Origin of the sequence: Ensifer sp. ENS11, from assembly GCF_014851895.1 — a bacterium.
Taxonomy (GTDB): Bacteria; Pseudomonadota; Alphaproteobacteria; order Rhizobiales; family Rhizobiaceae; genus Ensifer; species Ensifer canadensis.
Genome location: NZ_JACVAN010000010.1, coordinates 113,734 through 139,844, shown reverse-complemented (window position 1 = coordinate 139,844; position 26,111 = coordinate 113,734). Strand labels below are relative to the sequence as shown.

25 protein-coding genes and 2 pseudogenes are annotated in these 26,111 nt (G+C 60.6%); 22 read left to right on the top strand and 5 right to left on the bottom strand.

The genetic code is table 11. The features are described from left to right. Positions 1-6: 6 nt before the first annotated feature. The gene (locus tag IB264_RS20040; protein WP_057206031.1) at positions 7-507 is read left to right on the top strand and encodes a DUF1097 domain-containing protein; all 501 of its coding nucleotides are present in this window, start codon (positions 7-9) and stop codon (positions 505-507) included. 82 nt (positions 508-589) lie between these two features. Here IB264_RS20040 and IB264_RS20035 read toward each other — a convergent pair whose 3' ends face one another. Continuing rightward, a complete protein-coding gene (locus tag IB264_RS20035; RefSeq protein WP_025429903.1) occupies positions 590-889 on the bottom strand; it encodes a DUF6074 family protein in 300 nt (99 codons plus the stop codon). Positions 890-1,123: 234 nt separating this feature from the next. Here IB264_RS20035 and IB264_RS20030 point away from each other — a divergent pair, with 234 nt between their 5' ends. From IB264_RS20030 to IB264_RS19975, 12 genes and pseudogenes are all read left to right on the top strand, one after another. Then, the gene (locus IB264_RS20030) at positions 1,124-2,842 is read left to right on the top strand and encodes an ABC transporter ATP-binding protein (protein WP_057224497.1); all 1,719 of its coding nucleotides are present in this window, start codon (positions 1,124-1,126) and stop codon (positions 2,840-2,842) included. A 145-nt stretch (positions 2,843-2,987) separates the two neighbouring features. Continuing rightward, positions 2,988-4,550 (top strand): D-aminopeptidase, encoded by a 1,563-nt coding sequence (locus IB264_RS20025; RefSeq protein WP_057224499.1) that lies wholly within the window; start codon positions 2,988-2,990, stop codon positions 4,548-4,550. Between the two features lie 62 nt (positions 4,551-4,612). Continuing rightward, positions 4,613-5,404: a pseudouridine synthase gene (locus IB264_RS20020; RefSeq protein ID WP_025429900.1), complete on the top strand. Its 792-nt coding sequence runs from the start codon at positions 4,613-4,615 to the stop codon at positions 5,402-5,404. A gap of 255 nt (positions 5,405-5,659) precedes the next feature. After that, positions 5,660-6,637, top strand: coding sequence for a tripartite tricarboxylate transporter substrate-binding protein (locus IB264_RS20015; protein ID WP_025429899.1), 978 nt, complete (start codon positions 5,660-5,662; stop codon positions 6,635-6,637). Between the two features lie 239 nt (positions 6,638-6,876). Then, positions 6,877-7,356 (top strand): tripartite tricarboxylate transporter TctB family protein, encoded by a 480-nt coding sequence (locus IB264_RS20010; RefSeq protein ID WP_192434005.1) that lies wholly within the window; start codon positions 6,877-6,879, stop codon positions 7,354-7,356. Then, on the top strand, positions 7,356-8,861 hold the full coding sequence (locus tag IB264_RS20005) for a tripartite tricarboxylate transporter permease (RefSeq protein WP_025429897.1): 1,506 nt from the start codon (positions 7,356-7,358) through the stop codon (positions 8,859-8,861). Before IB264_RS20010 ends, IB264_RS20005 begins: the two co-directional genes overlap by 1 nt. Before the next feature lie 131 nt (positions 8,862-8,992). Continuing rightward, positions 8,993-9,370: a hypothetical protein gene (locus tag IB264_RS20000; RefSeq protein ID WP_192434003.1), complete on the top strand. Its 378-nt coding sequence runs from the start codon at positions 8,993-8,995 to the stop codon at positions 9,368-9,370. Positions 9,371-9,467: 97 nt separating this feature from the next. After that, positions 9,468-10,154: a Crp/Fnr family transcriptional regulator gene (locus tag IB264_RS19995; protein ID WP_192434002.1), complete on the top strand. Its 687-nt coding sequence runs from the start codon at positions 9,468-9,470 to the stop codon at positions 10,152-10,154. Between the two features lie 75 nt (positions 10,155-10,229). Then, positions 10,230-10,445: a hypothetical protein gene (locus IB264_RS19990; protein ID WP_192434000.1), complete on the top strand. Its 216-nt coding sequence runs from the start codon at positions 10,230-10,232 to the stop codon at positions 10,443-10,445. Positions 10,446-10,522: 77 nt separating this feature from the next. Beyond that, positions 10,523-11,194, top strand: a pseudogene (locus tag IB264_RS19985) (IS6 family transposase); the annotation flags it as partial. Beyond that, positions 11,191-11,349, top strand: a pseudogene (locus tag IB264_RS19980) (IS30 family transposase); the annotation flags it as partial. The pseudogenes IB264_RS19985 and IB264_RS19980, both read left to right, overlap by 4 nt. A 330-nt stretch (positions 11,350-11,679) precedes the next feature. Further along, the gene (locus IB264_RS19975; protein ID WP_025430944.1) at positions 11,680-11,883 is read left to right on the top strand and encodes a cold-shock protein; all 204 of its coding nucleotides are present in this window, start codon (positions 11,680-11,682) and stop codon (positions 11,881-11,883) included. A 208-nt stretch (positions 11,884-12,091) separates the two neighbouring features. Here the strand turns inward: IB264_RS19975 and eno are convergent, their stop codons facing one another. After that, entirely contained in the window at positions 12,092-13,375 is a 1,284-nt protein-coding gene (eno, locus tag IB264_RS19970) for a phosphopyruvate hydratase (protein WP_192433998.1), read from the bottom strand. Beyond that, complete coding sequence (locus tag IB264_RS19965; RefSeq protein WP_246811793.1) at positions 13,368-14,396, bottom strand: aminoglycoside phosphotransferase family protein; 1,029 nt, start codon at positions 14,394-14,396, stop codon at positions 13,368-13,370. Before IB264_RS19965 ends, eno begins: the two co-directional genes overlap by 8 nt. A 541-nt stretch (positions 14,397-14,937) precedes the next feature. On the opposite strand from IB264_RS19965, the gene IB264_RS19960 reads away from it, so the two are divergent. From IB264_RS19960 to IB264_RS19950, 3 genes are all read left to right on the top strand, one after another. Next, positions 14,938-15,675, top strand: coding sequence for a FadR/GntR family transcriptional regulator (locus IB264_RS19960; RefSeq protein ID WP_192433996.1), 738 nt, complete (start codon positions 14,938-14,940; stop codon positions 15,673-15,675). Between the two features lie 129 nt (positions 15,676-15,804). Then, entirely contained in the window at positions 15,805-16,569 is a 765-nt protein-coding gene (locus tag IB264_RS19955; RefSeq protein ID WP_192433994.1) for an SDR family oxidoreductase, read from the top strand. A gap of 19 nt (positions 16,570-16,588) precedes the next feature. Then, positions 16,589-17,440: a fumarylacetoacetate hydrolase family protein gene (locus tag IB264_RS19950; protein ID WP_192433992.1), complete on the top strand. Its 852-nt coding sequence runs from the start codon at positions 16,589-16,591 to the stop codon at positions 17,438-17,440. Positions 17,441-17,542: 102 nt separating this feature from the next. Here IB264_RS19950 and IB264_RS19945 read toward each other — a convergent pair whose 3' ends face one another. Continuing rightward, on the bottom strand, positions 17,543-17,761 hold the full coding sequence (locus tag IB264_RS19945) for a mannonate dehydratase (protein ID WP_192433990.1): 219 nt from the start codon (positions 17,759-17,761) through the stop codon (positions 17,543-17,545). Positions 17,762-17,967: 206 nt separating this feature from the next. On the opposite strand from IB264_RS19945, the gene IB264_RS35405 reads away from it, so the two are divergent. From IB264_RS35405 to IB264_RS19915, 6 genes are all read left to right on the top strand, one after another. After that, complete coding sequence (locus IB264_RS35405) at positions 17,968-18,723, top strand: FadR/GntR family transcriptional regulator (protein WP_192433988.1); 756 nt, start codon at positions 17,968-17,970, stop codon at positions 18,721-18,723. 316 nt (positions 18,724-19,039) lie between these two features. Then, positions 19,040-19,978 carry a carbohydrate ABC transporter permease gene (locus tag IB264_RS19935; RefSeq protein WP_210335643.1) on the top strand — a complete coding sequence of 313 codons (939 nt, stop codon included), beginning with the start codon at positions 19,040-19,042 and terminating at the stop codon, positions 19,976-19,978. 13 nt (positions 19,979-19,991) lie between these two features. Continuing rightward, the gene (locus tag IB264_RS19930) at positions 19,992-20,834 is read left to right on the top strand and encodes a carbohydrate ABC transporter permease (protein WP_192433985.1); all 843 of its coding nucleotides are present in this window, start codon (positions 19,992-19,994) and stop codon (positions 20,832-20,834) included. Positions 20,835-20,871: 37 nt separating this feature from the next. Beyond that, positions 20,872-22,146 carry an ABC transporter substrate-binding protein gene (locus IB264_RS19925; RefSeq protein ID WP_192433984.1) on the top strand — a complete coding sequence of 425 codons (1,275 nt, stop codon included), beginning with the start codon at positions 20,872-20,874 and terminating at the stop codon, positions 22,144-22,146. Positions 22,147-22,447: 301 nt separating this feature from the next. Continuing rightward, a complete protein-coding gene (locus IB264_RS19920; RefSeq protein ID WP_192433983.1) occupies positions 22,448-23,515 on the top strand; it encodes an ABC transporter ATP-binding protein in 1,068 nt (355 codons plus the stop codon). 39 nt (positions 23,516-23,554) lie between these two features. Beyond that, positions 23,555-24,517, top strand: a complete 963-nt coding sequence (locus IB264_RS19915) for a mannonate dehydratase (protein ID WP_192433982.1) — start codon at positions 23,555-23,557, stop codon at positions 24,515-24,517. A 585-nt stretch (positions 24,518-25,102) separates the two neighbouring features. Here IB264_RS19915 and IB264_RS19910 read toward each other — a convergent pair. Beyond that, complete coding sequence (locus IB264_RS19910) at positions 25,103-25,891, bottom strand: FadR/GntR family transcriptional regulator (RefSeq protein WP_192433981.1); 789 nt, start codon at positions 25,889-25,891, stop codon at positions 25,103-25,105. Positions 25,892-26,111: the final 220 nt, after the last annotated feature.

The window sequence follows — 26,111 nt, the reverse complement described above, 5'->3', positions numbered from 1 at the left end:
TATTTCATGACCGCGCAAACAGAACCAACCGGCCGAGCGCCCTCCGCCTGGAAATTCAATCTGCTGACGCTCGTGGCGGCAACCACGGCCGCCGTCGCTGCCACGACTTCGGCAAGCGTCGGCTGGCCCGTCTGGGCGATGTTCATGGGGTGGGTCGCGTTCTTTACCCGCGGTCACACGGCACGTGAGGCATTGACCAGCTACATCTGCCTTGCCGTCGGCATCGCCATCGGCATGGCTGCGGCCCTCGCGCTCCGGGCTTTGATGCCTGCAATGGGGGCGCTGGCCTTCGGGCCGGTCGTCTTTGTCGTCGCGATGATTGTGGTGTCCTTACGGGCAACCGCCCCAGTCAACAACGTGCCTGCCTATTTTCTTGGCCTGATCACATTCTTCGCGGCGCATCTGGAGCCCGGATGGCTCGCGTTTTGCGAACTGGCTGGTGTCGCCGGCCTCGGCTGCGCGGCCGCATGGGCGGCGCATCGTCTGCAGGGGGCCATCGGGCGCTGACCACCACGGCTCCGGCGCAAGCGCCGGGGCTTTCCCTTGCTGGCCGAGCGATCAATACGAAAGGTCGAACCGTCCGTTCGAATTACTGGCTTACTGCACCGGCGGAAAGCCGGGACTGGTGGCGCTGCCAGAGTTCGGCCTGTACCTCGGCCTGAAATGCCATGACCTGCTCACGCATTTCCGCATCGGAGCAGCCGAGCGCAAGCAACTCGTCGGCAAGTGCCCGGCATTCCCGCCGCCAATATTGCACGGCGTCGTCACCATGGAGGTCTTCGAGTTCGGCAGCACAGATGCGAATGGTGCTCAGTCTTCTTGCCATCGGAAACGGGACGACATCACGTCCGCCAAACACCGCCGCTTCATCTGATCTATCGCCTGCCATTGCTTCATTCGCTCCCCTGCTGATTCCCTCTTCTACGGAGCTTATGGTTAACGTTTTCTTCCCTTTCCCACGTTCCGTCTCATCCGGGGATTACATGCCCGGGTTGGTGCGCTTTGTGACAGCATCAATTCGCTTTTTCGGTCGCATATCTGTTGGCTTCCGGGTAGAAACATGACATTTGAACTCAGATTTTACGGCCGTTCCCAAGCGGCTGCCCATGTGAGTGCGGTTGTCATGTTGAAGCGCTTCTTCGCGTTCTACCGGCCCTATCGCGGCCTCTTCATTCTCGACTTCACCTGCGCGGTGTTGTCCGGCCTGCTGGAGCTCGGCTTTCCGGTCGCGGTCAAGCTGTTCGTCGACCAGCTGCTGCCGAGCCAGGAATGGACACTGATCCTGCTCGCCTCCGTCGGTCTTCTCGTCGTCTATCTCGTCAATACCGGCTTGATGGCGACGGTCACCTATTGGGGACACATGCTCGGCATCAACATCGAAACCGATATGCGCCGCATGGCTTTCGATCATCTGCAGAAGCTTTCCTTCAGTTTCTTCGACAACCAGAAGACCGGGCATCTCGTCGGGCGCCTGACGAAGGACCTCGAAGAGATCGGCGAAGTCGCTCATCACGGCCCCGAAGACCTTTTCATCGCGATCATGACCTTCATCGGCGCGTTGCTTTTGATGATGACGGTGCATTGGCAATTGGCGCTGATCACGGCGGCGGTCGTGCCGATCACCGCCTGGGTCACCAGCCGCTACGGCGGCCGGATGGCCAGCAACTTCCGCAACCTTTATGGCCGCGTCGGCGACTTCAACGCCCGCATCGAGGAAAATGTCGGCGGCATCCGCGTGGTCCAGGCCTTCGCCAACGAAGAGCACGAGCGCAACCTGTTCGAGACCGACAATCAGAACTACCGCCAAACGAAGCTCGAGGCCTACCGCATCATGGCCGCTAGCACCTCGCTCAGCTACATGAGCATGCGGCTGACGCAGTTGATCGTAATGATTACCGGCAGCTACTTCGTGCTGACCGGACAATTGAGCAATGGCGGCTTTATCGGCTTCCTGCTTTTGGTCGGCGTCTTCTTCCGCCCGGTTGAGAAGATCAACTCGGTCATCGAGACCTATCCCAAGGGCATCGCCGGCTTCAAACGCTTCATCGAGCTGATGGAGACCGAGCCTGACATCGAGGATCGTCCGGGCGCCGTCGACGTGTCCGGCCTGCGCGGCGACATCACCTATCGCAACGTCTCATTCGGCTACAGCCCCGACAAGCCGACCATCGCCAACATCGACCTGACGATCAAAGCCGGAGAAACCGTGGCCTTTGTCGGCCCCTCGGGCGCCGGCAAGACGACGATCTGCTCGCTGCTGCCGCGGTTCTACGAGGTCGCCGAAGGCAGCATCACCGTCGACGGCGTCGACATTCGTGACATCAAGCTCGCCTCTCTTCGCGGACAGATCGGCATCGTGCAGCAGGATGTTTTCCTGTTCGCCGGCACGATCCGCGACAACATCGCCTATGGACGTCTGGGCGCGAGCGAAGCCGATATCCTCGATGCCGCTCGCCGGGCCAAACTCGACGGCATGATCGCGGCTCTGCCCGACGGCATGGACACGGTCATCGGGGAGCGCGGCGTCAAGCTATCCGGCGGTCAGAAGCAGCGCCTGGCAATCGCCCGGATGTTCCTGAAGAACCCGTCAATCCTGATCCTCGACGAAGCCACATCGGCGCTCGACACGGAAACCGAAAAGGCGATCCAGCAATCGCTTGCCGAACTTTCCAAAGGTCGAACCACACTGGTCATCGCCCACCGCCTGGCGACGATCCGCGATGCCGACCGCATCATCGTCGTCGACACGAACGGCATCAGCGAACAAGGACCACACGACACGCTGCTCGCCGCCAAGGGCACCTATAGCCGGCTTTATCACGCCCAGGCCGGATTGCGTTGAGGCCGGCGTAGCGCGGTTGCACTTGCGTTGACGGAGCGGTAGGTACGAAGCCGATCCGCCCGTCCGGGCGGCAGGTTTCCTTCCCGACCGACTGGCCCCATCGACTGGGCCTACCGACTGGCCCCACCGACTGGCATTGCGCACCATGAACACCCTGGATCTTCCCGCCCTCGAACGAGCCGTGCTCGCCTTGCCGCAGCAATACAGGGGGCCCGGCGGCGTCGTCGGTGTCGTCAGGGACGGCGAGGTCATCCTCAAGCACGTCTGGGGCTATGCCGATCTTACGGCGCGCAAGCCGATGACGGCAGGCACGCTGCTGCCGATCTGCTCGATCAGCAAACAGTTCACCTGCGCGGTGTTGCTCGACACGGTGGGCGATCCCGCCAAGCTCAATGGCGCACTCGATGCCTACCTGCCGCTGATCGAAGGCAAACGTCCGAGCGTGGCGCATCTCTGCCACAACCAGTCTGGCCTGCGCGACTACTGGGCCCTGACGGTGCTGCAGGGCGCCATGGCCGACGGCGTCTTCCGCCGTGAGCACGCCCGGCCGCTGCTGTCGCGCGCCCGCTCGACGCATTTCGAGCCCGGCACGCGCTATTCCTATTCGAACGGCAACTACCGTATCCTGGCCGACCTCATCGAAGATTTTTCGGGTCGATCGTTGTCCGAGCTCTACGACCGCAGCACTTTCGGTCCGGCCGGCATGACCACGGCCGCCCTCACCCCCGATACCAGTATCTCGCCGAACGGCGTGATCGGCTACGAGGGCAATGAGACCACAGGCTATTTCGAGGCGACCAACCGGATCTACTGGGCGGGGGATGCCGGTATTTCGGCGACGCTTGACGACATGCTCGCCTGGGAGCGCTTCATCGATCGTACGCGTGACGACGAAGCCGGCCTCTACCGCAGACTTTCCGCGCCGCAGACCTATGCGGACGGGCGGGCAGCAACTTACGGCTTCGGCCTTGCCCACGAACGGATCGGCGACGTCGCGATCACCGGCCATGGCGGCGCCTTGCGCGGCTTCCGCAGCCGTCGCCTTCATGCGGCCAGTGAGCGCCTCTCGATCGTCGTGATGTTCAACCACGAGGCCGACGCCCATGCCGCGGCGACGGCACTGATGAAGGTCGCGCTCGGTCACCGCGATGCCAAGGCGGCAGCCGGCGACTGGAATAGCGAACAGTTCGGCACCTATCTCGAACCGGAGACCGGCCTGGCGCTGTCGACGCGGCCGTTGGGATCGGGGTGGCTTGAACTGCGCTTCGCGACGGCAGGAGAATCGCTGCAGATCGCAGCGGACGCTATCGCCCGCTCCGGATCGGTTTCGTTGACGCCGAACGGCACCGGCCTGCACATGGAGCGTGAGCGCGAGAACCTGCAGACGACGGCCGAGAGGGTTGCCGGCAAGGCAAAGCCTGACATAGCCGGTCGTTACCACTCCGCAGAACTCGACGCCGATATCGAAATCGTTTCCACCAACGGCATCTTCTTTGCCGGTTTTAATGGCATGCTCGGCAAGGGTGCGATGCATGCGCTGCGGCCGTTTGCCGATGATGTCTGGCTGCTCAGCTGCAAGCGCTCGATGGACGCGCCGGCGCCCGGCGACTGGACCGTACGGATCCACCGCAACGGACAGGGCGCCGTTTCCGGCCTGACGATCGGATGCTGGCTTGCCCGGCAGATCGACTATATCAAGGTCGACTGAACGACGGTTCCGAGGCTTCGCGACAGGCGCCGGCAGCCAGAGATAGATGGAGACGACCCGAAGTGAGGCAGAAACGGCCGGCAGCAGGACGAGGCGAAGGCACTGGACGCATGACCGGCGACATCGGCAAGCGCGTAACCATCGCCCGTGCCCTTTCCAAGCTTGGCTACTGCTCGCGGACGCAGGCGGAAAAGCTGGTGCTTGAGGGCCGAGTCAGCATCGGCGGCCGCAAGACCACCGATCTCGCCCAATGGGTCGATATCGAAAAAGACCGCATCGCCGTCGACGGCAAGGCCGTTCTGGCGGAAGACAAGATCTACCTGATGCTCAACAAACCGCGTGGCCTGGTGACGACACGGCACGACCCGGAGGGGCGCCCGACCGTCTTTGATTGCCTGAGCGAGAGCGATGCACAGTTCCTCTCGCCGGTCGGTCGGCTGGACAAGGCGAGCGAGGGCCTGCTGCTCTTCACCAACGACACCGTGCTGGCCCAGCGCCTGCTCGACCCGGAAACCCATCTCGGCAAGGTCTATCACGTCCAGGTACCGGGCGAGATCGGCGACGCCAAGCTCCGGTCGATGGTCGACGGCGTCGACGAGGGCGGCGAGCATTTGCGCGCTGCGCGCGCCGGACAGTTAAGAGGCGGCGAGAAGAACAGCTGGATCGAGGTCGAGCTGCACGAAGGGCGCAATCGCCAGATCCGCCGCATGCTCGACGTCCTCGGCTTCGAGGTGCTGCGGCTCGTGCGCGTCTCGATCGGCGACATCGCGCTCGGAAAGCTTGCGAAAGGCGCGACGCGTCCGCTGACAACAGACGAAGTGCAGTATCTGAGGCAGCGTACGGGACAGCAATAGCCGCCGAACGGCCGTTCGCGGGCAGCGTCGCCACGACCGCGGTGATCCGCGGCGCCCGCAATGGGTGGAAATCCACCCACCAAGCGAGCCTCTTGTTTCCGAATCCACCCAAAACCAGACAACCGTCGGCAGAAATGCACGGCAACGCACGGCGAACCCGTTGTCTGTGCTAAGATTGCCTCTGCAAATGGGTCAACCAGAATCGGCATGGGAGGAGCCTTGCCGGCTGGTCGATATTTCATCCGGGAGGAAAAGATGAAAACCCTGAATGCGCTTCTTGGCGCCGTTGCCGCGCTGTCCCTGTTTGCCGCTTCCGCCAATGCGCAGACCTATCCCGAACGCTCGATCACCATGGTCGTTCCGTTCTCGGCCGGCGGCCCGACGGATACCGTCGCACGCCTCGTCGCCGAATCCATGTCGAAGGATCTCGGCCAGCAGATCATCGTCGAAAACGTCGGCGGCGCCGGCGGCACTTTGGGCGCCGGTCGCGTTGCCCAGGCCGATCCGGATGGCTACACGGTACTGCTCCACCATATCGGCATGGCAACCAGCGCCACGCTCTACCGCAAGCTCGCCTATGACACGCTGAACGCGTTCGAGTATGTCGGTCTCGTCACCGAAGTGCCGATGACGATCGTCGCGCGCAAGGATCTCGAGCCGACCGATCTCAAGGGCCTCGTCGAATACGCAAAGGCGAACAAGGACACGGTCACCGTTGCCAATGCCGGCATCGGCGCTGCCTCGCACCTCTGCGGCATGATGTTCATGAGCGCCATCGAAACGCCGCTGACCACCGTTCCCTACAAGGGCACCGGTCCGGCAATGACCGATCTGCTCGGCGGCCAGGTCGACATCATGTGCGACCAGACCACCAACACCACCAAGCAGATCCAGGGCGGCACGATCAAGGCCTATGCCGTCACTTCGCCTGAACGTCTCAAGGTCTTCCCGGACTTGCCGACGACAACGGAAGGCGGCCTTCCGGGGCTGCAGGTCGGCATCTGGCACGGTGTTTATACGCCGAAGGGCACGCCGGCCGAAGTCAACGAGCGGCTGTCGAAGTCGCTGCAGGTGGCTCTCAAGGATCCGAACGTCGTCGCCCGCTTCGGCGAACTCGGCACGGTACCGTCGAGCGAAGCCGATGCCACCCCGGCAGCGCTGAAGGCTAAGCTTGAAAGCGAAATCACCCGCTGGAAGCCGGTCATCGAAGCCGCCGGCCAGTACGCCGACTAAATTGAGACGCTGCCCGCCACGATTCTTAAGCCTACGCCGACTGGATCGTGGCGGGTTTGTCGCCTGAGGCAGGGCATACGGCATCGCCGGAGGGTAATCGCGCCGGCCGTCGGCTTCGGTTACACTTCAAGGTGTCATCCGATCGTCAGTCGCAAGACGTCACTGGCAACTGGCAGTCCGAGCTTGAGTTCGACCCTTCCCGGTCGGCGCTCAGCCAAAAAAAACCAAATGGGGACACGATGAAATCAATCTCCTTCGACACCACCAATGCGCTCTGTGGCGGCCTCCTGACGGCCGTCGGGCTGTTCTTCGCCTGGCAGGCCTTCAACCTCGAGCTCGGCACCGCCTTCCGCATGGGCCCGGGCTATTTCCCGCTGGTGCTCGCCGTCATCCTGACGCTTCTCGGTATCGTGATCCTCGTTCAGTCGACCCGGGTCCAGGGAGAGCCGATCGGGGCTATCGCCGTGCGCGGCATGTTGTTCATCCTTCCGGCACCGATCTTCTTCGGCCTGACGGTTCGTGGTCTGGGCTTCGTCCCCTCGCTGTTTTTTACGGCACTCATCGCCTGCTTTGCCTCCGGCCGCATGAAACCGTTGACCGCCATCGCCCTGTCGCTGGCGCTGACGGCTTTTTCGGTCGCGGTCTTCAGCTACGGCCTCGGCTTGCCCTTCCAGCGCTTCGGCCCCTGGACCCAGTACCCAGTACTAGGAGAGGGATGATGGATCTATTCAGCAATCTTGCACTCGGATTCACCACGGCCGCCTCGCCGGAAAACCTGCTCTTCTGCCTGATCGGCGTTCTGCTCGGCACGCTGATCGGCGTGCTGCCCGGCATCGGCGCAACGGCGACCATCGCCATGCTGCTGCCGATCACCTTTCAGCTGGAGCCGGTCTCCTCGCTGATCATGCTCGCCGGTATCTATTACGGCGCACAGTACGGCGGCTCGACCACGGCCATCCTCATCAACATGCCAGGCGAATCCTCGTCTGCCGTCACCGCGATCGACGGTTACCAGATGGCCCGCAAAGGCCGGGCCGGTGCCGCACTGGCAATCGCCGCGCTCGGCTCGTTCTTCGCCGGTACGGTCTCGACCTTCCTGGTCGCGGTGTTCGCCCCGCCCCTGACCGAGATCGCGCTGAAGTTCGGCGCGGCAGAATATTTCTCGCTGATGATCGTCGGCCTGGTGTCGTCGGTCGCGCTGGCACACGGATCGATCGTCAAGGCCTTGGCGATGGTAGCGCTCGGCCTCTTGCTCGGCCTCGTCGGCACCGACATCTACACCGGCACGCCACGCTTCACCCTGGGGATCCGGGAATATTCGGACGGCCTGAACTTCGTCGCCCTGGCGGTCGGCGTCTTCGGCATCGCCGAAATCCTGCGCAACCTCGAAAACGAACGCACGCGCGAAGTGCTGATGGCCAAGGTCACGGACCTGATGCCGACGCGCGACGACTTCAAGCGCATGGTCGGCCCGGTTCTGCGCGGCACCGCGATTGGCTCGGCGCTGGGCATTCTGCCCGGCGGCGGCGCCATCCTCGCGGCCTTCGCCTCCTATACCGTCGAAAAGCGCGTCTCCGACCGACCGGAAGAATTCGGCCACGGCGCCATCGCCGGCGTCGCCGGCCCGGAAAGCGCCAACAACGCCGGTGCCCAGACCTCGTTCATCCCGCTTTTGACGCTCGGCATCCCGGCAAACCCGGTCATGGCGCTGATGATCGGCGCGATGATCATCCAGGGCATCGTACCCGGGCCCAACGTTGCCGCAGAACAACCGGCTCTCTTCTGGGGCATCATCGCCTCGATGTGGATCGGCAACCTGATGCTGGTGGTGCTGAACCTGCCGCTGATCGGGCTGTGGGTGCGGCTGTTGAAGATCCCGTATTATGTGCTCTTCCCGATCATCATGGCGTTCTGCTCGATCGGCGTCTACAGCGTCAACTCCAACGTCTACGACCTCTACGCCGTCGCCTTCTTCGGCCTCGTCGGCTACCTGCTCTTGAAGCTGCGCTGCGAACCGGCGCCGCTCCTTCTCGGTTTCGTGCTTGGTCCGTTGCTGGAAGAAAACCTGCGGCGGGCGATGATCCTGTCGCGCGGCGATCCGACCACCTTCGTCACGCGGCCGATCAGCGCGATCCTGCTGTTGATCGCAGCCATGGTGCTGGTGGTGGTGTTCCTACCGAGCGTCAAGGCCAAGCGCGAGGAGGTTTTCGTCGAGGAAGAATGATCGACGGGATGCGGCATTCTGCCCCTGCGCGGTTTGCCACATTGAGGTTTGTCAATAACGTCGCCTATCCCTGAGCCATCAGATTGGCACAGGGATAGGCAAATCGAATGAAGCCTCGCACGAGGATCAGAATGCAGCAGGTCATGCGCATGTTTTGCGCAATGGCCGTGCTGCTTCTCGGCTTCGCGCACCAGGCGCCCGCAGGGGCAACGGCGCTTTCCGCGACGGAGCGGGCACAGTTCGCGCTGCCCGACGGTTCCCTGCCCGACCTCTGCCTGCCCACAGCCGCCGACGACGACGGTAACGGCAAACAACTCTCCCACAGTCACTTCTGCGGCGCCTGTCGCATCTTCTGGCCCCACTTGCCGGCACCTGCCGATGCTGCGCACTCGATCGCGCGCAAGAGTGAAAAAGTGCTGCCGCCGGAACAGCCGGTTGCATCTGCCCGATCGCAACTCCCGCCCAATGCCAGCCCACGCGGGCCGCCAGCACCGAGCTCCCACACCTGAGCCCCTGTCACGACCGATCGTGACTGAACGCTGATGTCTGATCTCCGACGCGTCGCTCAGCGACCATGCCGACGAGATCGCAATACGGATCGCCACCATGCCCGATACGATCACTTTCGCGGAAACAACACTTCCGCCCCCGCCAACGGCGGCCTTTTCGACGACCAAGCTCTCCCCCAACCGGCAGCGACTGGTAGGAGAGCACGCCACTCTGCTCTTCCAGGGAGGGCGAAACCGCCATCTCTATCGCGTCGTCGACGGCTGTGTCGCGCTGTCGCAATTGCTCGACGACGGCCGTCGCCAGATCACCGACGTGCTCGGACCGGGACGGCTCTTCGGCTTCACCCATGACGGCCGCAATATCGCCACTGCGGAAACGCTGACCTTCGCCCGGATAGAGACGCTCGCCGGCAGCCAGATCGAAGACAGCGATCAGGGTCCTGGGGTCGCCGCCGAACTCAAGGCGACGCTGCACCGTATGCAGGCACACGCAACCCTGCTTGGCCGCAAGACCGCAACCGAGAAGGTTGCAACGGCGCTCATCGACCTTGCCGACCAGTTCGCATGGCGCGGTCGCGCCGGAAGCGCCGCCCGGTTCAGCTTCAACCTCTATCTCTCGCGCGCCGACCTTGCGGATTGGCTGGGCCTGACGGTCGAGACCGTCAGCCGCTGCCTCAACCGTTTCAAGCGCGATGGCCTGATCGACTTCAACCACCCGAAGACGGTGCGCATCCTCGACGAGCAGCAATTGCGGACGATGGCAGGGCTTGTGCGCAGGGACTGACCCTCGCACGAGTGCAGCGGTCCCAACAGTTCACGGCGGGCTTGGCGTCCGCCCCGAAAGAAAGGTTTGAAAACAATGATTGCGAAAATGGTCTATCACGTGCCGGTGTTCGGCTGGATGCTCAAGGAAGCGGCGCACGGCTCCGGCACCGCCAAGGTGCTGTTTCTCGTCAACTGTATGCTGATCTGGCTGCTGGCGATCATCGCCTTCGGTTACCCGGCGATCATCATCCCGGCGCTCGCCTTGGTACCGACGGTCTTCGTTCTCCTGCTCCTGATCACCACGGGCTAGCGGCCGCCGATCGCATGAGAGCCTGTGGCTGTTGCGAGGGTAGCGTCGTCTTAACATTTGCGGCGGTATTTCCGGGCATGAGCCCGAACCCGTCGACTGATGTTACGACGCACCGCTATAAGCGTCATCGCTTTCCCGCTGAAATCATAGCGCATGCGGTTTGGCTCTATTTCCGCTTTCCGCTGAGCCTGCGTCATGTTGAAGATCTGCTGGCTGAGCGCGGCATCGAAGTCTCGTTCCAGACAGTCGCGGAATGGGCTGCCAAGTTCGGCCGAGAGTATGCCCGTTCCATCCGGCAACGTTCCAGGGGAGGTTTCGCCGACAAATGGCACCTCGACGAAATGGTCGTTGCTATCAAGGGAAAGAAATACTGGCTGTGGCGCGCCATCGATGCAGATGGTTATGTTCTCGATGCCCTGATCCAAAGCCGCCGGAACAAGAAGGCGGGCCTGAAGCTGATGCGAAAGCTGTTGAAGGGCCAATGGGTCACACCGCGTGTCATGATCACCGACAAGCTCAGATCCTACGACGCAGCCAAAAGGCAAATCATGCCCGGTGTCGAGCATCGCTCACATAAGGGCCTCAATAACCGGGCGGAGAACTCGCATCTGGCCGTTCGACGACGGGAACGAGGCATGATCCGGTTTAAGTCGGCAGGGCAATGCCAGCGCTTTATCTCCATCCAAGGCCCGATCGCCAACCTCTTCCATCTCCAGCGCAAGACAACGCTCGCTGCTGAACGTCGCGAATCCGACGGTTCATGCCAGGCGATACCGATCTTGCAGCCGTGTCGCAACGCAAGCTCATCCAGCTTGCTCGCAATCTCAACGACCAGCCGCGAAAGTGCCTCGACTACAGGACGCCGGCCGAAGTGTTCCGGGCACATTTGCAAGATGGAGGCTGAAGCCCTACCCTCAAAACCGGCATGATGCACTTCGGTTAGGATCTCCCGAAGGTGAACTTCCTCGCAACAGGCCGTGCACGGGGGCTCGTGAAGAACGGCTCCCTTCGCCCCAATCCTGATCGTCCCACTTCGCCAAAGAAAATCAGGAAAGAGTGCGGAAACTTGCCGTATAGCGCGCCCGTCGGAACGGCGTGATTGCGGCAAGGAGGGAGCGTCGCCCCGCCTATGCGCAGTCGCAGCGAGGCTCACTTCCACCGGTGCAGCAACCTTGCCGTGCTCAGCAATGATCGCTAAAGCCTTGGACAGCGCTAAGCAGTCAAGGAGGACATTATGGCGACTGGCACGGTAAAATTCTTCGCCCAAGACAAAGGTTTTGGTTTCATCACCCCGGACAATGGCGGTCCTGATGTGTTCGTTCATATCTCGGCCGTCGGCTTCGGTGGCTCGCTCCAGGATGGCCAGAAGGTCAGCTACGAGTTAGGGCAGGACCGCAAGACCGGAAAGTCCAAAGCCGAGAACGTCAGCGTTCTCTAAGTTGGATTACTCGGCCCGTTCCTGTTAGGCGGGCCGAGAACGATCCGTGGAGAAACGATTTAAGACCACCTCTGTGAAAAAAGGAAGTCCAGCATTTCAGGGTGCGCGTCTTCCTCCCTGTCCCATTATCTTCGTCGTCAGCTCGGGCCGCGAGAGAGACCAGCTTTCTCGCAAGCCCGTTCCTTCTAGCACCCGGCCGAGTGGATGGTCATCGAAACGCCAAGGCGGCGGCGCCGGCGAACCGGGCGCTTGAGCCCATGACTTCTTCGATCCTTAAGCACTCGTTCCACTTCGCCATACGTTCGGATCGCGAGAACGAACCGACCTTGAACTGGCCGGCGTCCCATCCAACGGCCAGATGCGCTATCGTCAGATCTTCTGTCTCGCCCGATCGCGCCGAGACGATCGTGCCGAACCCGGCTTCCTTGCCGGCATCGAGCGCGGCCTTGGTCTCGCTGACCGTTCCCGCCTGATTGAGCTTGATCAGCACCGCGGTAGCCGCCTCCGCCGCGCTACCGTCGCGCACCCTCTGCGCATTGGTTACAAAGAAGTCATCGCCGATAACCTGACACTGGTCTCCGTAGGCTTTCGTGAATGCAATGAAGCCCTCCCGATCGTCTTCCGCGACGGGATCCTCGATCGACACGATCGGATAGGTCTCGATCCACCGTCCGAGCATATCGATCATTTTTGACGTATCGAGCTTCTGGCCATCGAGGGCGAGAGTGTATTCGCCGTGTCTGCCGAACTCGGAAGCGGCGACGTCGAGCGAGATCGCGATTTCCTTACCCGGCTTGAAACCTGCGACCTCGATTGCGGTGACAAGTGCGTCGAGGGCCTCTTCATTCGACCTGAACGCCGGCCAGTAACCGCCCTCGTCGGCGACACCCTGAAGACGGCCAGTGCTCTTCATGAATGCTCCGGCCGCGCGGTACACCTCGGCGGTCCAGTCAATCGCCTCGGTAAATGAGGTGGCAGCAGGCGCCATGATCATGAAGTCCTGAATATCGACGCGCTTTGCCGCGTGGGCACCGCCGCCGAAAATTTGAATCTCCGGAAGCGGCATGCGGACGGGCCGTCCATCGGCCAGATACTGCCAGAGCGGCAACTTCTCCGCAGCCGCGCGCGCGTGGAGAACAGCCATCGACGTGGCGACCAAGGCATTTCCCCCGAGACGGGCCTTGTTGGCGGTCCCATCCAGAGCGATGAGCGTGTCATCGAGGTTCCTCTGATCGCTCGCGTCGAGGCCGGCCAGCTTGGCCGCGATTTCACCATTCACGCTGGCAATCGCACGGGAAACGTCGTAGCCACCGAACGCCGATCCGCCGTCGCGTAGATCGACCGCCTCGCCGCTGCCCGTGGAAGCACCTGCCGGTGCAATTGCACGCCCCATGGCCCCACCAGCCAGAGTGACCTCTGCCTCAACGGTGGGTCGACCACGGGAATCCCAGACGCGCCGGCCCTTGATGTTCTTAATGCTAGTGTCAGTCATTCTTCGATAACTCCGTAAGCCAGTGTTCTTTGATCTCGGAAAGTGTTTCCGGTTGTCGCTTGATCAGGAGGCGGCTGTGTGATCGAACAAATTCCTTGTCCGATGCCTCCGTGAGGTAGTCGACAGGCGATTTGCCATCGACGCGTGCAAGGCTCAGCGCTGGAAGAAGCAACGCCGCCCGCCCCTCCAGTTCCGTCTTCGTCTCCCAATCGACGCCGCGAAGGTAGGCTTCGACCAGAGCGTCGAAGCAGTCACCGTAGTCCGAGCGAGACGATGGGGTCCAAAGGCACTTCAACAGGAGATGATTGAGGCAAAAGGCTAGATCGAATGCCGGATCACCGTACCAGGCACACTCCGCGTCAAGGATGATGGGACCTCCCGGTCCGACGAGAATGTTCTTCGGGCTGATGTCCCCGTGAACCAGAGCCTTCTTGGTGTCGAGCGTACGGCTCGACAGAGCGAGTAGCGTGCCCGAAAGGTCGCCATGAACCCGTGCTGCGGCCTCGATATACGGCTCCAACCTGATCGGATGGAACACCTCGTCGTTTGCAAATCGTCTCGCAATTTCCTCAGAGCCCGCAGTCGCCGCATGGATAGAGGCGAGCACTGCGCCAAGCTTGGAGGCAAACCTGGGCACCGCATTTCCGCGCCGAAGTTCCTCCTTCCATACGGGATGGTCGGCAGGCTCCAAATAGCTCATGGCGAAAACGCCGCGCTCGGGATCATGAGCAAGGATTTCAGGGACAGCGGCCGGGGCCACCCTAGCCGCTTCGAGAAGCCATTCGACTTCGCTTGCGTTGCGAGACACGGGCGCGTTCCACACCTGAGCGACCCGGAGACGGGCAAGTGCCTTCTTGACGACGAAGACACGGTCGAGAGTGCGAATTTTCCAGATGTCCGAGGCAACGCCACCGGTCAGCGGAGTGGCTTCGTACGAGCCGTCTTCTGCAAGCCCTGTATCGTTCAAAAACGCGGCGATACCTGGGTCCATCTCGAATTCTGTCTTTTGCGATATCGACATATTTCTAACTCTATTGTTGTTTGCATGGCCGCATTTTCGCGGCCGCGCGCTGGCTTAAGAAGAATTAGCGGGCAGCGACCCAAGCCTTGCGGCGCCGATGTTTTCCTAGGTGATGAGCCTGGACAGGATGTGTCTGACAGCCCGCACCGTTCTCGCCCATCGACGAATGAACTCACCGGGGTAGAAAAGGTGCATCACCCTGAAGAGCGCTCTGGTCCCACCGACGGTCTTGGATACTGCGCGGATCTTCGGGAACAGGTCATCACACATCGCCGACTGGAGAAACGCACGCCACCCTGGTCATGACGGCCCTCTGGCCCGGCGCCGGAGGCGAGAGAGGTCGAAGATCGAGTTCAAACCGCATGGTATTATCTCCTACAATTCATGGGACAAAATACCGACAAAAGACGGGATTGCAACGAAATACAGCTTACATAGAGCTATTTTGTAGGACTTATTATTTATATTATCCCATAATAGGCTTGCGCAGCCGGCCTGCCCTCGATAAAGTGCGGCCAATAGGAGAACGGGAGGACCGGAGATGGATGCAGCCGACGACAACACGCCCGATCGGGCGTCAGCCGTCGATCAGGTTGTGGGACAAATACGCGATCTGATCCGGGACCGTGAATTCGGTGTAGGCAACATTCTGCCGTCAGAGGCCGATCTCGCCACAATGTTCGGTACCGGGCGCAACACCGTTCGCGAAGCGGTGCGGACGCTTAAGGCGTACGGGATACTCGAGTCACGCCAAAAAATTGGCGCCGTCATAACGGATCGCAGGACGGCCGCCGTCGCGAACCTTTTCTCAATTGCGATGGAAGTGTCCGCAGACACTTTTCGAGACATTCAGGGTTTTCGTCGCCTTACCGAAATGAACCTCGGCAATTTGATCGTGGGCCGTATATCCAACGAGGACCTCCGCCGGATGGAGCACGCAAACGAAAAGATGGCAGCAACGACCGATCCTGCTCAAGCCTCCGAACACGACTTTCAATTTCATCAGATCATGATTGAGGCCGCAGGAAACAGGACTCTGTCCGAGATTTACCAGATGTTGAAGCCTGTGATTTGCCGACTGATGCAGTCGGGAAAGACGCAGCGACAGACCCTCAACATCACGTCCGCAGAGCAGCATGCCGCCATCATTCGTGCGCTTCGCGAAGGCGAAGTCCTAGACTTCCAATATCACATGAACAGGCATCTGAGCGCGGGACTGGAATTTATTCCGACCGCTCGCTCACCATCGACGGTGAACCCCGCTGCAACGTCGGAGTGACCGGCATCGGCGCATCCTGCGCGCTTCACGCATTGGCGTCGGCGGCCGCGAGAAGCTTGATATCATTGTAATTTCCGCCGCACCGCAAGGGTGCAGGCTTGCCTTGTAAAGTACTTGGAGACCTGACGTATGACTACCGCTCACTCTGAAGCCTCATCTGCCGGACGTTTGGACGGCAAAAAGGCGTTCGTAACGGCCGCTGCCCAGGGTATTGGGCGCGCTATAGCTGTCCGGCTCGCGCAAGAGGGCGCGAGAGTCATTGCCGGCGATCTGAATTCCGCCAAACTCGAGGAGCTGCGCACGTTCGGGATCGAGACGATGGTGTTTGACGCAGCGGATGGGGCCGCCGTTGCAGAAGCGTTCGGCAAACACCGGAACCTCGATGTTCTCGTCAATTGCGTCGGCTGGGTACATCACGGGAGCATTCTCGACGCCGATGAGCAGGCCTGGAGCAGATCCTTCAAGCTCAATGTCGATCCGATGTATCACGCGATCCGCGTCGCGCTGCCCGATATGCTCGCGGCCGGCGGCGGAAGTATCATCAACATTGCCTCCGCGGCCTCATCGATTAAGGGGTTCCCGAACCGGGCAGCATACGGAACGACGAAAGCTGCTGTTGTCGGACTGACGAAGGCAGTTGCGGCCGACTTTGTCGGTCAAGGCATCCGATGCAACGCAATCTGCCCGGGAACGATTGCATCGCCCTCGCTCGAGGAACGCATCAACGCATTCGACGACCCGGTCGCCGCTCGTGCGGCATTCATTGCGCGCCAGCCTATGGGCCGCCTTGGAACACCCGACGAGGTCGCGGCGCTCGCCGCGTATCTGGCCTCCGACGACAGCCGCTTCATGACGGGAAGCATCGTCCTTCTCGACGGCGGCGCGACCAACTGATCACGTAAAGGGAAAGAAAATGAAGTTTCTTCGATACGGCCAGCCGGGCCGGGAGCGTCCCGCAATTATCGACGCAGACGGCAATACGCGCGACATAAGCTCTCGTCTGGCGGACATCGATCCCTCCACGATCGGAACGCTACCCACTCTGAGCGCGGAGGAGATTGCCGCACTCCCGATCGTGGACGCCTCGGAGCGCATAGGGCCATGCGTTGGCAACATAGGAAAGTTCGTCTGCATCGGCTTGAACTATGCCGACCATGCCGCCGAAACGAATGCGCCGATCCCGAAGGAGCCGATTATCTTCCTTAAGGCCAACAGCGCCATCTGCGGTCCCAACGATGACGTGTTCATTCCCCCCGGTTCGCAAAAGACCGATTGGGAAGTCGAGCTTGGAGTTGTCATCGGCAAAGTCGCTCGGCATGTCTCGGTTGAGGAAGCCAACGACTACGTCGCTGGCTACTGCCTGATCAACGATGTGTCCGAACGTGAATACCAGGTTGAGCGCGGGGGCCAGTGGGACAAAGGTAAAGGTTATGACCGGTTCGGCCCCATCGGTCCGTGGCTCGTAACACCGGACGAGGTCCCCGACCCGCATAATCTGCGGATGTGGCTGGAAGTGGATGGTCATCGCTACCAGAACGGCAGCACGAGCACGATGATCTTCAAGGTTCCAGAGCTCGTCAGCTATGTCAGCCAGTTCATGTCTTTGCTTCCGGGTGACGTCATTAGCACCGGCACACCGCCGGGCGTTGGCCTTGGCCAGCGTCCTCCCGTTTATCTCAAAGCAGGACAAACCATGATGGTTGGCATCGAGGGGCTGGGCAAACAGACCCAGCTCACGGTCCCCTCGCCCTACGGGCAAACCTGAGCAACAGGCTGACCTGAGGCGTTCCACCCCAGTCTGAGCATGAATACGGGTGTGACGGCGGGCCTCGCCGCCACTCCGGACGATTTCGCATGGGCCAGGCCACTAGCGATGGCCGGCGGAAGTTCGCCTCCCGCACCCTGTCCTTGTATCACCCGAACGCAGCTCCGCCGCATCCATCAAGGCCTTGTGCTTCAGGATCTGATCGTCGGAGCCGTCATAGACGTGATGAAGCGCTGAGACGATGCCTGTCGTGCCGGCCTGCCGGATATGGCTAAGCGGCACCGGGCCATCCGGGCCGTACCAGCGAAAGCGCTCTTCCATCGACCCTCATCTCTTAAACTCATGCGATCTCGCTACAGTCTATATTGTTGGACCAGATGAAACATCTCGGATCGATCATCGAGCAAACTCAAGCGAAAAGGCCGCTTACCTCGTCGCTATTTCGGTAAAATAGCGAAAATTCTGATAAACTGCTTGACTCTCGCTCAATCTGGACCAACAAATAGAACCGCACACAGGAGGAGAACGTGGCGCACAATTCGGCAAAACCGGCGCAATCGACAGGTGTCGAGGCAGCTGAGGTCGGCAAGACGTCTGCGGTCGATAGGCTCGTCGAGCAGATCAGGGATCTGATTGCCGAACGCGGCCTCGGGATTGGCGATGCGCTGCCGACCGAGCGCGATCTTGGTGAGCAGTTTCAGGCCGGACGGAATACGGTTCGCGAGGCGCTGCAGGTGCTGCGCGCCTATGGCCTCGTCGAGACGCGGCCCAAGGTCGGTGCCGTCATCAGCGGTGGTCATGGCGAGGCGATCCGCCGGCTTTTTGCCTTTCACAACGGCATATCGCCCGATTCCTTCCGCGATCTGCAGGGCTTCCGCCGCATCGTCGAGACCGGCGTCGGTGATCACATCATTCTTCATGCAAGCGAAGCCGACCTCGACAGGCTGGAGGCGACCAATGCTCGCATCCGGACGGCTGAGAGCGTCGAGGAAGCGGCCCGCTACGATTACGAATTCCACGAGGCTATCGTCGAACTCTCAGGCAACAGGACGACCCTTGCTGCCTACCGGATGATGCGCACCGTCATCGAGGAAGTGATGCGCCTCGGCAAGGCGGAGTGGCCGGTCCAGTCGGCGACCTACGAGGCCCATGCCGAAATCATCGGCGCGCTGAGGGCGCGCGACCGAATTGCCTATGCCTATCTCATGAGCCGTCATCTCGAATTCGGCCTCAAATTCGTTGGCGCGCCGACCAGTGGACAGTCCGCCGCGACCAAGACTTGAGGCTGCGGTGGCATCGTGTTCCGCATCCAGTCAGAACCGGCCCCTTGCCCGCGTCTCGACCAAGCCATCACCATGAATGGCGCAATGACGATCAAAAAATGCAGCCACGGATTTCCTGACGGGGTCAAAACAAGGGCTCCGCTGCAAATTCTTGAGTAGCCGAATGAGGCAACGCCCGTGGACCTGGTTCAGGTGACGATTGCCTAGAAACGCAAGCGCGGCCTCTGGCCGTGGGAGGAGGCATGAGGATGAACATAATCCAGAAGCACCTGCAGCGGTTGGCTGCAGGCGCCGCTCGACCGGAGCGGGTCGCACGATGACGGGGCAAGCACAATCTCGTGTGCCATCGGGCTTCACGGCGCCTCCGCTACCCATGCGAAGCCTGTCGCGAACTCCGGACTGGCTTTCAGCCTACTTGTTCCTCGCCCCTATTGCGGCGGTGTTCGCAGCCCTTCTCGCGTATCCGCTGGCCGATGGAATCTCGACTGCGTTCTCCAACCGGATGATTGGCCGTGAGGGTGAGTTCACCGGGCTGGCCAACTTCGCAGAACTTCTCGCCGATCCCCACTTCCAGCGCGCTGCCTGGAATTCCCTGGTGCTGACCATTGGCGTGGTCTCGGTCAAGCTGGTGCTCGGCCTGGGTTGCGCGGTCCTCCTGGCCCAGCGCATCCCCGCACGCGGTCTCGCGCGTGCTTTGGTGTTCCTGCCGTGGGCAGTGCCGGGGCTGATCGCGGGCCTCTCATGGAAGTGGATCTTCGACGAGCAAAGCGGGGTGCTCACCTATATCGCGATGAGCCTCGGCTTTACCGACCGGCCGGTTTACTGGCTATCCGACGCCAGTATCGGCCTCTGGTCCATCGGCCTCGCCATGGTCTGGCACGGCCTGCCGTTCTTCACGATGATGTTCCTGGCCGCGCTTTCCTCGGTCCCGTCCGATTTGAATGAGGCGGCCGCCATCGACGGCGCCGGTCCCGTCCGGCGTTTCTTCTCGGTAACTCTGCCACAGATGCGTGAGGTGATCTTCGTCACCGTCATGCTCTCCACCATATGGACCTTCAATTCCTTCCACATGGTGTTCATTCTGACCGGTGGCGGTCCGGCTATGCGCACCCACATCCTGCCTACACTCGCTTATGAATACGGCATCATCCAGAGCCGCCTCGGCCTTGGCTCTGCCGTCCTCGTCTCTGTGATCCCTGTCTTCCTCGTGCTCATCGTGCTGCTGACGCGGCGCATGCTCAAGACCGACAACTAGCGGACCAATCCAGATGGTACAAAGTTCAACCGAAAAACTCCTCCGCCGGATCGTGACCACCTTCGGCGTATTGTTCGCCCTCTTCTGGTCCCTGGCGCCGATCTACTGGATCGTCGTTACCTCGCTGAAATCACCGCGTGAGGTCTATTCCTCGCCGCCGTCGCTCTATCCGCTGCGGCCAACCCTCGCGAATTTCGAGGCGGCGCTGTTCAAGTCCAATTTCCTGCAATTCGTGTGGAACAGTGCGCAGGTCGCCATCGCTGTCACCGTCATCTCGGCGGTGATCGGCGCGCTCGCGGCCTACCCCGTTGCCCGCATGCGCTTTCGCGGTAAGGGTGTGGCGGCGCGTGCCATCGTGACGGCGTATCTGCTGCCGCCCTCGCTTCTGTTCATCCCGCTGTTTCTGGTGCTCCAGACGCTCGGCCTGATCAACAGCAAGGTCGGCCTAGTCATCGCCTACCTCACCTTCACCGTGCCGTTCTGCACCTGGATGCTGATCGGCTACTTCCGCACCATTCCCATGGATCTGGACGAGGCGGCGATGATGGACGGGGCAAGCCGCTTCCAGACACTGACGCGCGTCATCCTGCCTATCGCCTCGCCAGGCGTGGCGGTGGTTGCACTGTTCGCCTTCACGCATGCCTGGAACGAATTCCTCTATGCGCTGGTCTTCGTTCATTCCAACGACACCAAAACTTTCACTGCTGGCCTGACCGGCTTGATCATGGGCGACACCTTCATCTGGGGGCAGCTCATGGCCAGTTCCGTCATCGCCATCATTCCAATCCTGATTATCTACATCGTGGCCCAGAAATACATCGTCGAAGGGCTAGCTGCAGGAAGCGTGAAGGGCTGATCGGCCCGCAAGTCCCTTTAACACTGGAGGAAACGTGATGAAGAAGCTTTTACCTACCCTCTTGGCCACGGCAGCGTTCATGCTGTCGCCTGCGGCCCGTGCAGCCGACCTGACGATCTGGGCGCTGCCAGCTTTCAACCAGAATGCCGACGACAAGATAACCGAGATGGCCCAAGAGTTCGGGCGCGAGCGGGGGCTATCCGTCGAATACACCATCGTTCCGGCGAACGTGCTCAATGAGCGCCTTGCCGCCGCAATACAGGGGGGAGCCCTGCCTGATGTATTCATGCAGTTCAGTCCGCAGGTGCAGTACTATGCCCAACTCGGTGTGACGCTGCCGCTCGACGACATCCTGGGCCAAATGCGTGCGGTCGAAGGCGGGATCTACGAGAGCACCACTTCGGCCATGATGTACGATGGTAAGGCAATGGGCGTTCCGCTCGAAGTGGACGTCGTTCCGATGTTTGCGCGCAAGGATCTCCTGGAGGGGGTCGGCATGGCCCTGCCAACGACGCTGGAGGAACTGCGCGCAGCCTCCAAGGCGATCCTGGCAAAGGATCCCACGATCACGGCGTTCGGCCATCCGCTAAGCACCGGCAACGATGCGGAGATGATGAACCGCATTGTGCTTTGGTCCTATGGCGCTGAAATGTTCAATGAGGACGGCACCCAAGTGACTTGGAACTCGCCCGAGACGGTGGCCGGCTACCAGTTCATCGCAGACATGTTCGCCGAGGGTACGATCCCGCGCAGCACCCTGTCGTGGGACGACGCCGGCAACAACACCGCCTATCAGACGGGGCGAGCGGCCTTCATCATGAACCCGCCAAGTGTATATCAGTGGATGATTGCCAACGATCCCGACCTCCTTGCTGACACCGCGCTCATTCCGATGCCCCGTGGCCCTGGCGAGAAGGGACGCTCCGCTACGATGATCACCTCCTTCGCCTGGATGGTAAGCAAGGGCACAAAGCGCCCGGACGATGCAAAGGCCTGGTTGAGCTACTTCTTGGAGCCGGCGCGCTATGAGGAGGTGATCAACACTGTTGGCGGACGCTGGCTTCCGATCTATCCGGCACTCTACAAGAACATGCCCCTGTTCAAGGACAACCCAGACTTTGCCAAGTTGGGCGAGATGGCCGAGAACGGATTAGTCGACGGTCATGCGGGTCCGCCGACAGCCTGGGCGTCCGCCGTCTTCAATGCCAAAATCGTTTCGCAATCGATCCAGCGCATGCTGGTGGACGGCGAAAGCGCCGCTGACGCCGTTGTCTGGGCAACCGCTGAAATCGAAAAGCTGAAAGACCAGTAAACTGCAGCCCGGCCCGCATCAGCAGGGAGCGGGCCGATTCCTGTGAACCATCGAACGTCCCAGTGGTGCCTTCTCGGGGATCTCGCTCCGCCCATACAGGGACGGCCATTGTGAGCTCAACCCGATGGGAATAGGCGAACCCCGCATTCGAGGTCCGGTTCCCGACACCGGAGCCGTGGCACCGGTGTCGGGCTCAATCACGCCCAAGCCGGTGCGGTGATGGAGGACGAGTACGAAATCTGGCGCGCTGTGCGGAGGCGCTGCGCGTGAAGGCAAGCAAGACAGGATAGGATATTGCATCATGGCGGAAGTTCGTCTCAGAAATGTCAGGAAATCCTTCGGCAGCGTTCAGGTGCTAAAGGGCATCGACCTCGACATCGCCAATGGCGAGTTCGTGGTCTTTGTGGGCCCTTCGGGTTGCGGTAAATCCACACTCCTGCGGCTTATCGCCGGTCTCGAGGAGATCTCGGAAGGCACGCTGGAAATCGACGGCAAGATTGCAAACAACATTCCCCCTGCCGGTCGGGGAATATCCATGGTTTTCCAGTCCTATGCGCTCTATCCGCACATGACCGTCGGACAGAACATGGCTTTCGGGTTGAAGCTCGCCGGCGTGCCGAAGGTAGAGCGGGAATTGCGCGTACGCAGGGCAGCGTCGATGCTCCAGCTCGACGCCTACCTCGATCGCCTGCCGCGCCAGCTTTCCGGCGGGCAGCGTCAACGCGTGGCGATCGGCCGGGCCATTACGCGGGATCCTAAGGTCTTTCTCTTCGACGAGCCGCTCAGCAATCTGGATGCAGCGCTACGCGTTGCCACCCGCGTTGAGATTGCCAATCTCAAGGACGCGCTGCCGGGTACGACGATGATTTACGTGACCCACGATCAAACCGAGGCACTGACCCTTGCCGACCGGATCGTCGTGTTGAACGCGGGCCGCATCGAGCAGGTCGGCACGCCGATGGAGCTCTATCACAAACCCGCCAACACCTTCGTAGCGCAGTTCATAGGGTCTCCCGCCATGAATATGATCCCGTCGCGGCTTGCAGCCGGCCATGTCTACTTCGCAGATGGCCGCAGCGTCGCGATGCTGGACTATGCGTCGACCGAGGAGGCCACTGTGCAATTCGGCGTGCGCCCCGAGCACCTTCGCCAGGTCGGGGAAGATGCGGCCACATTCTTCGGCACCGTCACCAATCTTGAGCGGCTCGGCGAGCACGCCATCGCACATGTCGACATCGGTGGAAACACCATGATGGCCGCCAAATTGGCCAACGAGTCACAAGTCGCGAAGGGCAGTCACATCGGTCTTGGGTTCGATCCGGATCGGGCCGTGTTGTTCGACGGCAACGGCGTACGCATCGCCGCCTAAGCCGTCTGCAGACACGCAGTATGCAACAAGGAACGTACTATGCTTGAGATCGCTGAATTCGTCCCCCCTTCGCCTGCCCCACTTTGGAAGCTGGTCAGGCAGGCAGGAGTCAACCTTGCCGTTGGCGGCCTACCGTTCGACATGCTGCAGCCTGGTGAGCGCGTATGCGACTACGCACCGCTCAAGCGGATGAAGGACCGCTATGAAGAAGGCGGCTTTGCGCTCAAGGTTATCGAGGCACGTCCGCCGCTCAATAAGGCGAAGCGTGGGCTGCCCGGTCGCGACGAGGAAATCGAGGTCGTCCTCGAACTGCTGACCAACATGGGCAAGCTCGGCATCCCGGTTTGGTGCTACGAATGGCTGGCCGACTTCAGCTGGCTTCGCACCAATTTCGCAACACCCAGCCGCGGCGGGTCACTGGTCACCAGCTTCAACATTGACGATGTACCTGACGACATCACGTCCAACCCGCCGATCAGCGAAGAGGAATTGTGGACCAATCTCGAGCATTTCCTGCGCAAGGCGCTGCCGGTGGCGGAGAAGGCTGGCGTCAAGATGTCGATGCATCCCGACGATCCGCCGCTCAGCCCGATTAAGGGCGTTGGTCGTATCATGCGCAGCGTCGACAACTTTCAGCGTCTCGTCGACATGCTGCCGTCGGCGTCCAACACCATAACGCTGTGCCAAGGCAACTTCACGCTCATGACCGACGACTTGCCATCCGTAATCCGGAAGTTCGGTAGCAACATCAGCTTCGTGCATTTCCGCGACGTGAAGGGCATCGCCACGAACTTTGAGGAGACCTGGCACGATGACGGCAAGACGGACATGTTGGCGTGCATGAAAGCGTACAAGGACATCGGCTTCGACGGTGTGCTGCGACCGGACCACGTTCCGACGGTCGAGGGTGACACGAATGAGGATGCCGGCTACTCCGCCTTCGGCCGCCTCTACGCGATCGGATATATCCGCGGCCTGCACGAGGCCGTCTATCGGGGCTAGTGTATATCGCGCAAAGTGTGCGGCGGTTTTGCAGGAACGACATGCGGAAAATAACAGCAGGAAGCGATCGCTCTTGCATTCGAAAAAACCGAGACGGAAACCAGGTTCGCCTGGCCATCCCGGCATGACCACGGTCGAGGCATTCGCGCGTTTCGGTGTCATGTAGGTTTACGCACTTGTGTAGAAGATGAGCGAGATGGCTTTCCTTGAATTGTTCATCTCGCTCAAAAGACCCAACGGAAAAATCAGTAGTATATGATCTCCTTCGGATCTGCTCAGGATCCGACGGAGGTCGCATGGACCGGGTTGACTTCAACCGTCGACGGTATGACCGATGGACGGCGCGTTGTGCAGGGATGTGACGGATCACGAATGGTTGTTGATCACATCCTCCATGCCACTGTCCCACAGAGACCAGGGAATACCATTGCCTCAGCCGACGCAGGGGTCATGCTCGCCGATATCCGCCTCATCACAAGGCATGGGACCCGACATCAGCGCCGTGGTTTTGATGGACACAGTCGTCCGATGTCCACATCGTCACCTTCGAACCGGAAGACGTAAATTCAATCTGCCAAAGCGGTGCTAGGATTGATCGTTTGCGCCTGAGGAGCAAAGCAGAACGTTTGGTATGGACGACGCTCCCGTCAACTTAGCCATGGCGTTTTCATTATTGGTGAGGAGTCTTAGCATCGCAGCATGAGCTGTCTGCGGGTTGCGATCCCGGATAGCCTCGGCGATCAAACGGTGTTCAATCAGATTGCTTGTGTAGCCAGAATCGACGGTCATCATAAAATTCGCCCGCAACAATATCATAAATGCACGCAGGAGACTGGACAGGAGTGGGCTATGTGCTGCCGCGAACATACGCTGATGAAATGAAATATCCGCCTCGATTGCCAGCGCGGGGTCATCCTGGAACTTTTCCATCTCTTCATAGCATTCGAACAGGCGCAGGATTTCGGTTGTCGTTGCATTCGTTGCAGCCAGCGCCGCTACCTCTGGTTCGATCATCCTGCGCAGTTGGGATAACTCCCGAAGCATCTCCATACGAAGTTCCTCAGTCCCCAAGATCCAGCGCAGGATGTCAGGGTCGAGCATATTCCATTCAGACTGAGGCAGCACAGATGTACCCGCCCTACGTACGGTGCGTACCAAACCCTTTGCGGCGAGTATTTTCAAACCTTCACGCAGGACGTTTCGCCCCACATCGAGCTGCTCGCACATAATCGACTCGGTGGCCAGCGTCTCCGCCGGCTTGTATTTTCCGTTCGCGATAGCGGAGCCGATCATGTCCACAACCAGCCTAATCTTGCGGCCTGAACTGTTCGTCTGGTTGGAGGCCTGATCTCCAGTGGGATCTTCTTTGGGCAAGTTATCCTCCTAGGATTCAAGTGTTGGCCTCTATCCCGTTTTTCTACACTGAAGGGAACCAAGATTGCTCCGAGTATCCCGCTCGGAATTGCAAATCAAGCTGACCACGCGATGAAGCCCATTCTGACTTTTGCACCACGGCAAGATCCGGTCCCTGTGCTTGACGGTTTATATGGGATATATTATTTTAATCATGGGATGAAATGCGCATCGCATTGCA

Bases quoted from the DNA above. Each gene is read 5' to 3' on its own strand.
- IB264_RS20025 (WP_057224499.1), top strand. From the start codon at position 2,988: ATGAACACCCTGGATCTTCCCGCCCTCGAACGAGCCGTGCTCGCCTTG.
- IB264_RS19930 (WP_192433985.1), top strand. From the start codon at position 19,992: ATGGTACAAAGTTCAACCGAAAAACTCCTCCGCCGGATCGTGACCACC.
- IB264_RS20030 (WP_057224497.1), top strand. From the start codon at position 1,124: ATGTTGAAGCGCTTCTTCGCGTTCTACCGGCCCTATCGCGGCCTCTTC.
- IB264_RS19925 (WP_192433984.1), top strand. From the start codon at position 20,872: ATGAAGAAGCTTTTACCTACCCTCTTGGCCACGGCAGCGTTCATGCTG.
- eno (WP_192433998.1), bottom strand. From the start codon at position 13,375: ATGACTGACACTAGCATTAAGAACATCAAGGGCCGGCGCGTCTGGGAT.
- IB264_RS19975 (WP_025430944.1), top strand. From the start codon at position 11,680: ATGGCGACTGGCACGGTAAAATTCTTCGCCCAAGACAAAGGTTTTGGT.
- IB264_RS19955 (WP_192433994.1), top strand. From the start codon at position 15,805: ATGACTACCGCTCACTCTGAAGCCTCATCTGCCGGACGTTTGGACGGC.
- IB264_RS19950 (WP_192433992.1), top strand. From the start codon at position 16,589: ATGAAGTTTCTTCGATACGGCCAGCCGGGCCGGGAGCGTCCCGCAATT.
- IB264_RS19920 (WP_192433983.1), top strand. From the start codon at position 22,448: ATGGCGGAAGTTCGTCTCAGAAATGTCAGGAAATCCTTCGGCAGCGTT.
- IB264_RS20035 (WP_025429903.1), bottom strand. From the start codon at position 889: ATGGCAGGCGATAGATCAGATGAAGCGGCGGTGTTTGGCGGACGTGAT.
- IB264_RS20010 (WP_192434005.1), top strand. From the start codon at position 6,877: ATGAAATCAATCTCCTTCGACACCACCAATGCGCTCTGTGGCGGCCTC.
- IB264_RS19990 (WP_192434000.1), top strand. From the start codon at position 10,230: ATGATTGCGAAAATGGTCTATCACGTGCCGGTGTTCGGCTGGATGCTC.
- IB264_RS19965 (WP_246811793.1), bottom strand. From the start codon at position 14,396: ATGTCGATATCGCAAAAGACAGAATTCGAGATGGACCCAGGTATCGCC.
- IB264_RS20040 (WP_057206031.1), top strand. From the start codon at position 7: ATGACCGCGCAAACAGAACCAACCGGCCGAGCGCCCTCCGCCTGGAAA.
- IB264_RS20000 (WP_192434003.1), top strand. From the start codon at position 8,993: ATGCAGCAGGTCATGCGCATGTTTTGCGCAATGGCCGTGCTGCTTCTC.
- IB264_RS20005 (WP_025429897.1), top strand. From the start codon at position 7,356: ATGGATCTATTCAGCAATCTTGCACTCGGATTCACCACGGCCGCCTCG.
- IB264_RS19915 (WP_192433982.1), top strand. From the start codon at position 23,555: ATGCTTGAGATCGCTGAATTCGTCCCCCCTTCGCCTGCCCCACTTTGG.
- IB264_RS19995 (WP_192434002.1), top strand. From the start codon at position 9,468: ATGCCCGATACGATCACTTTCGCGGAAACAACACTTCCGCCCCCGCCA.
- IB264_RS19960 (WP_192433996.1), top strand. From the start codon at position 14,938: ATGGATGCAGCCGACGACAACACGCCCGATCGGGCGTCAGCCGTCGAT.
- IB264_RS20015 (WP_025429899.1), top strand. From the start codon at position 5,660: ATGAAAACCCTGAATGCGCTTCTTGGCGCCGTTGCCGCGCTGTCCCTG.
- IB264_RS19935 (WP_210335643.1), top strand. From the start codon at position 19,040: ATGACGGGGCAAGCACAATCTCGTGTGCCATCGGGCTTCACGGCGCCT.
- IB264_RS19945 (WP_192433990.1), bottom strand. From the start codon at position 17,761: ATGGAAGAGCGCTTTCGCTGGTACGGCCCGGATGGCCCGGTGCCGCTT.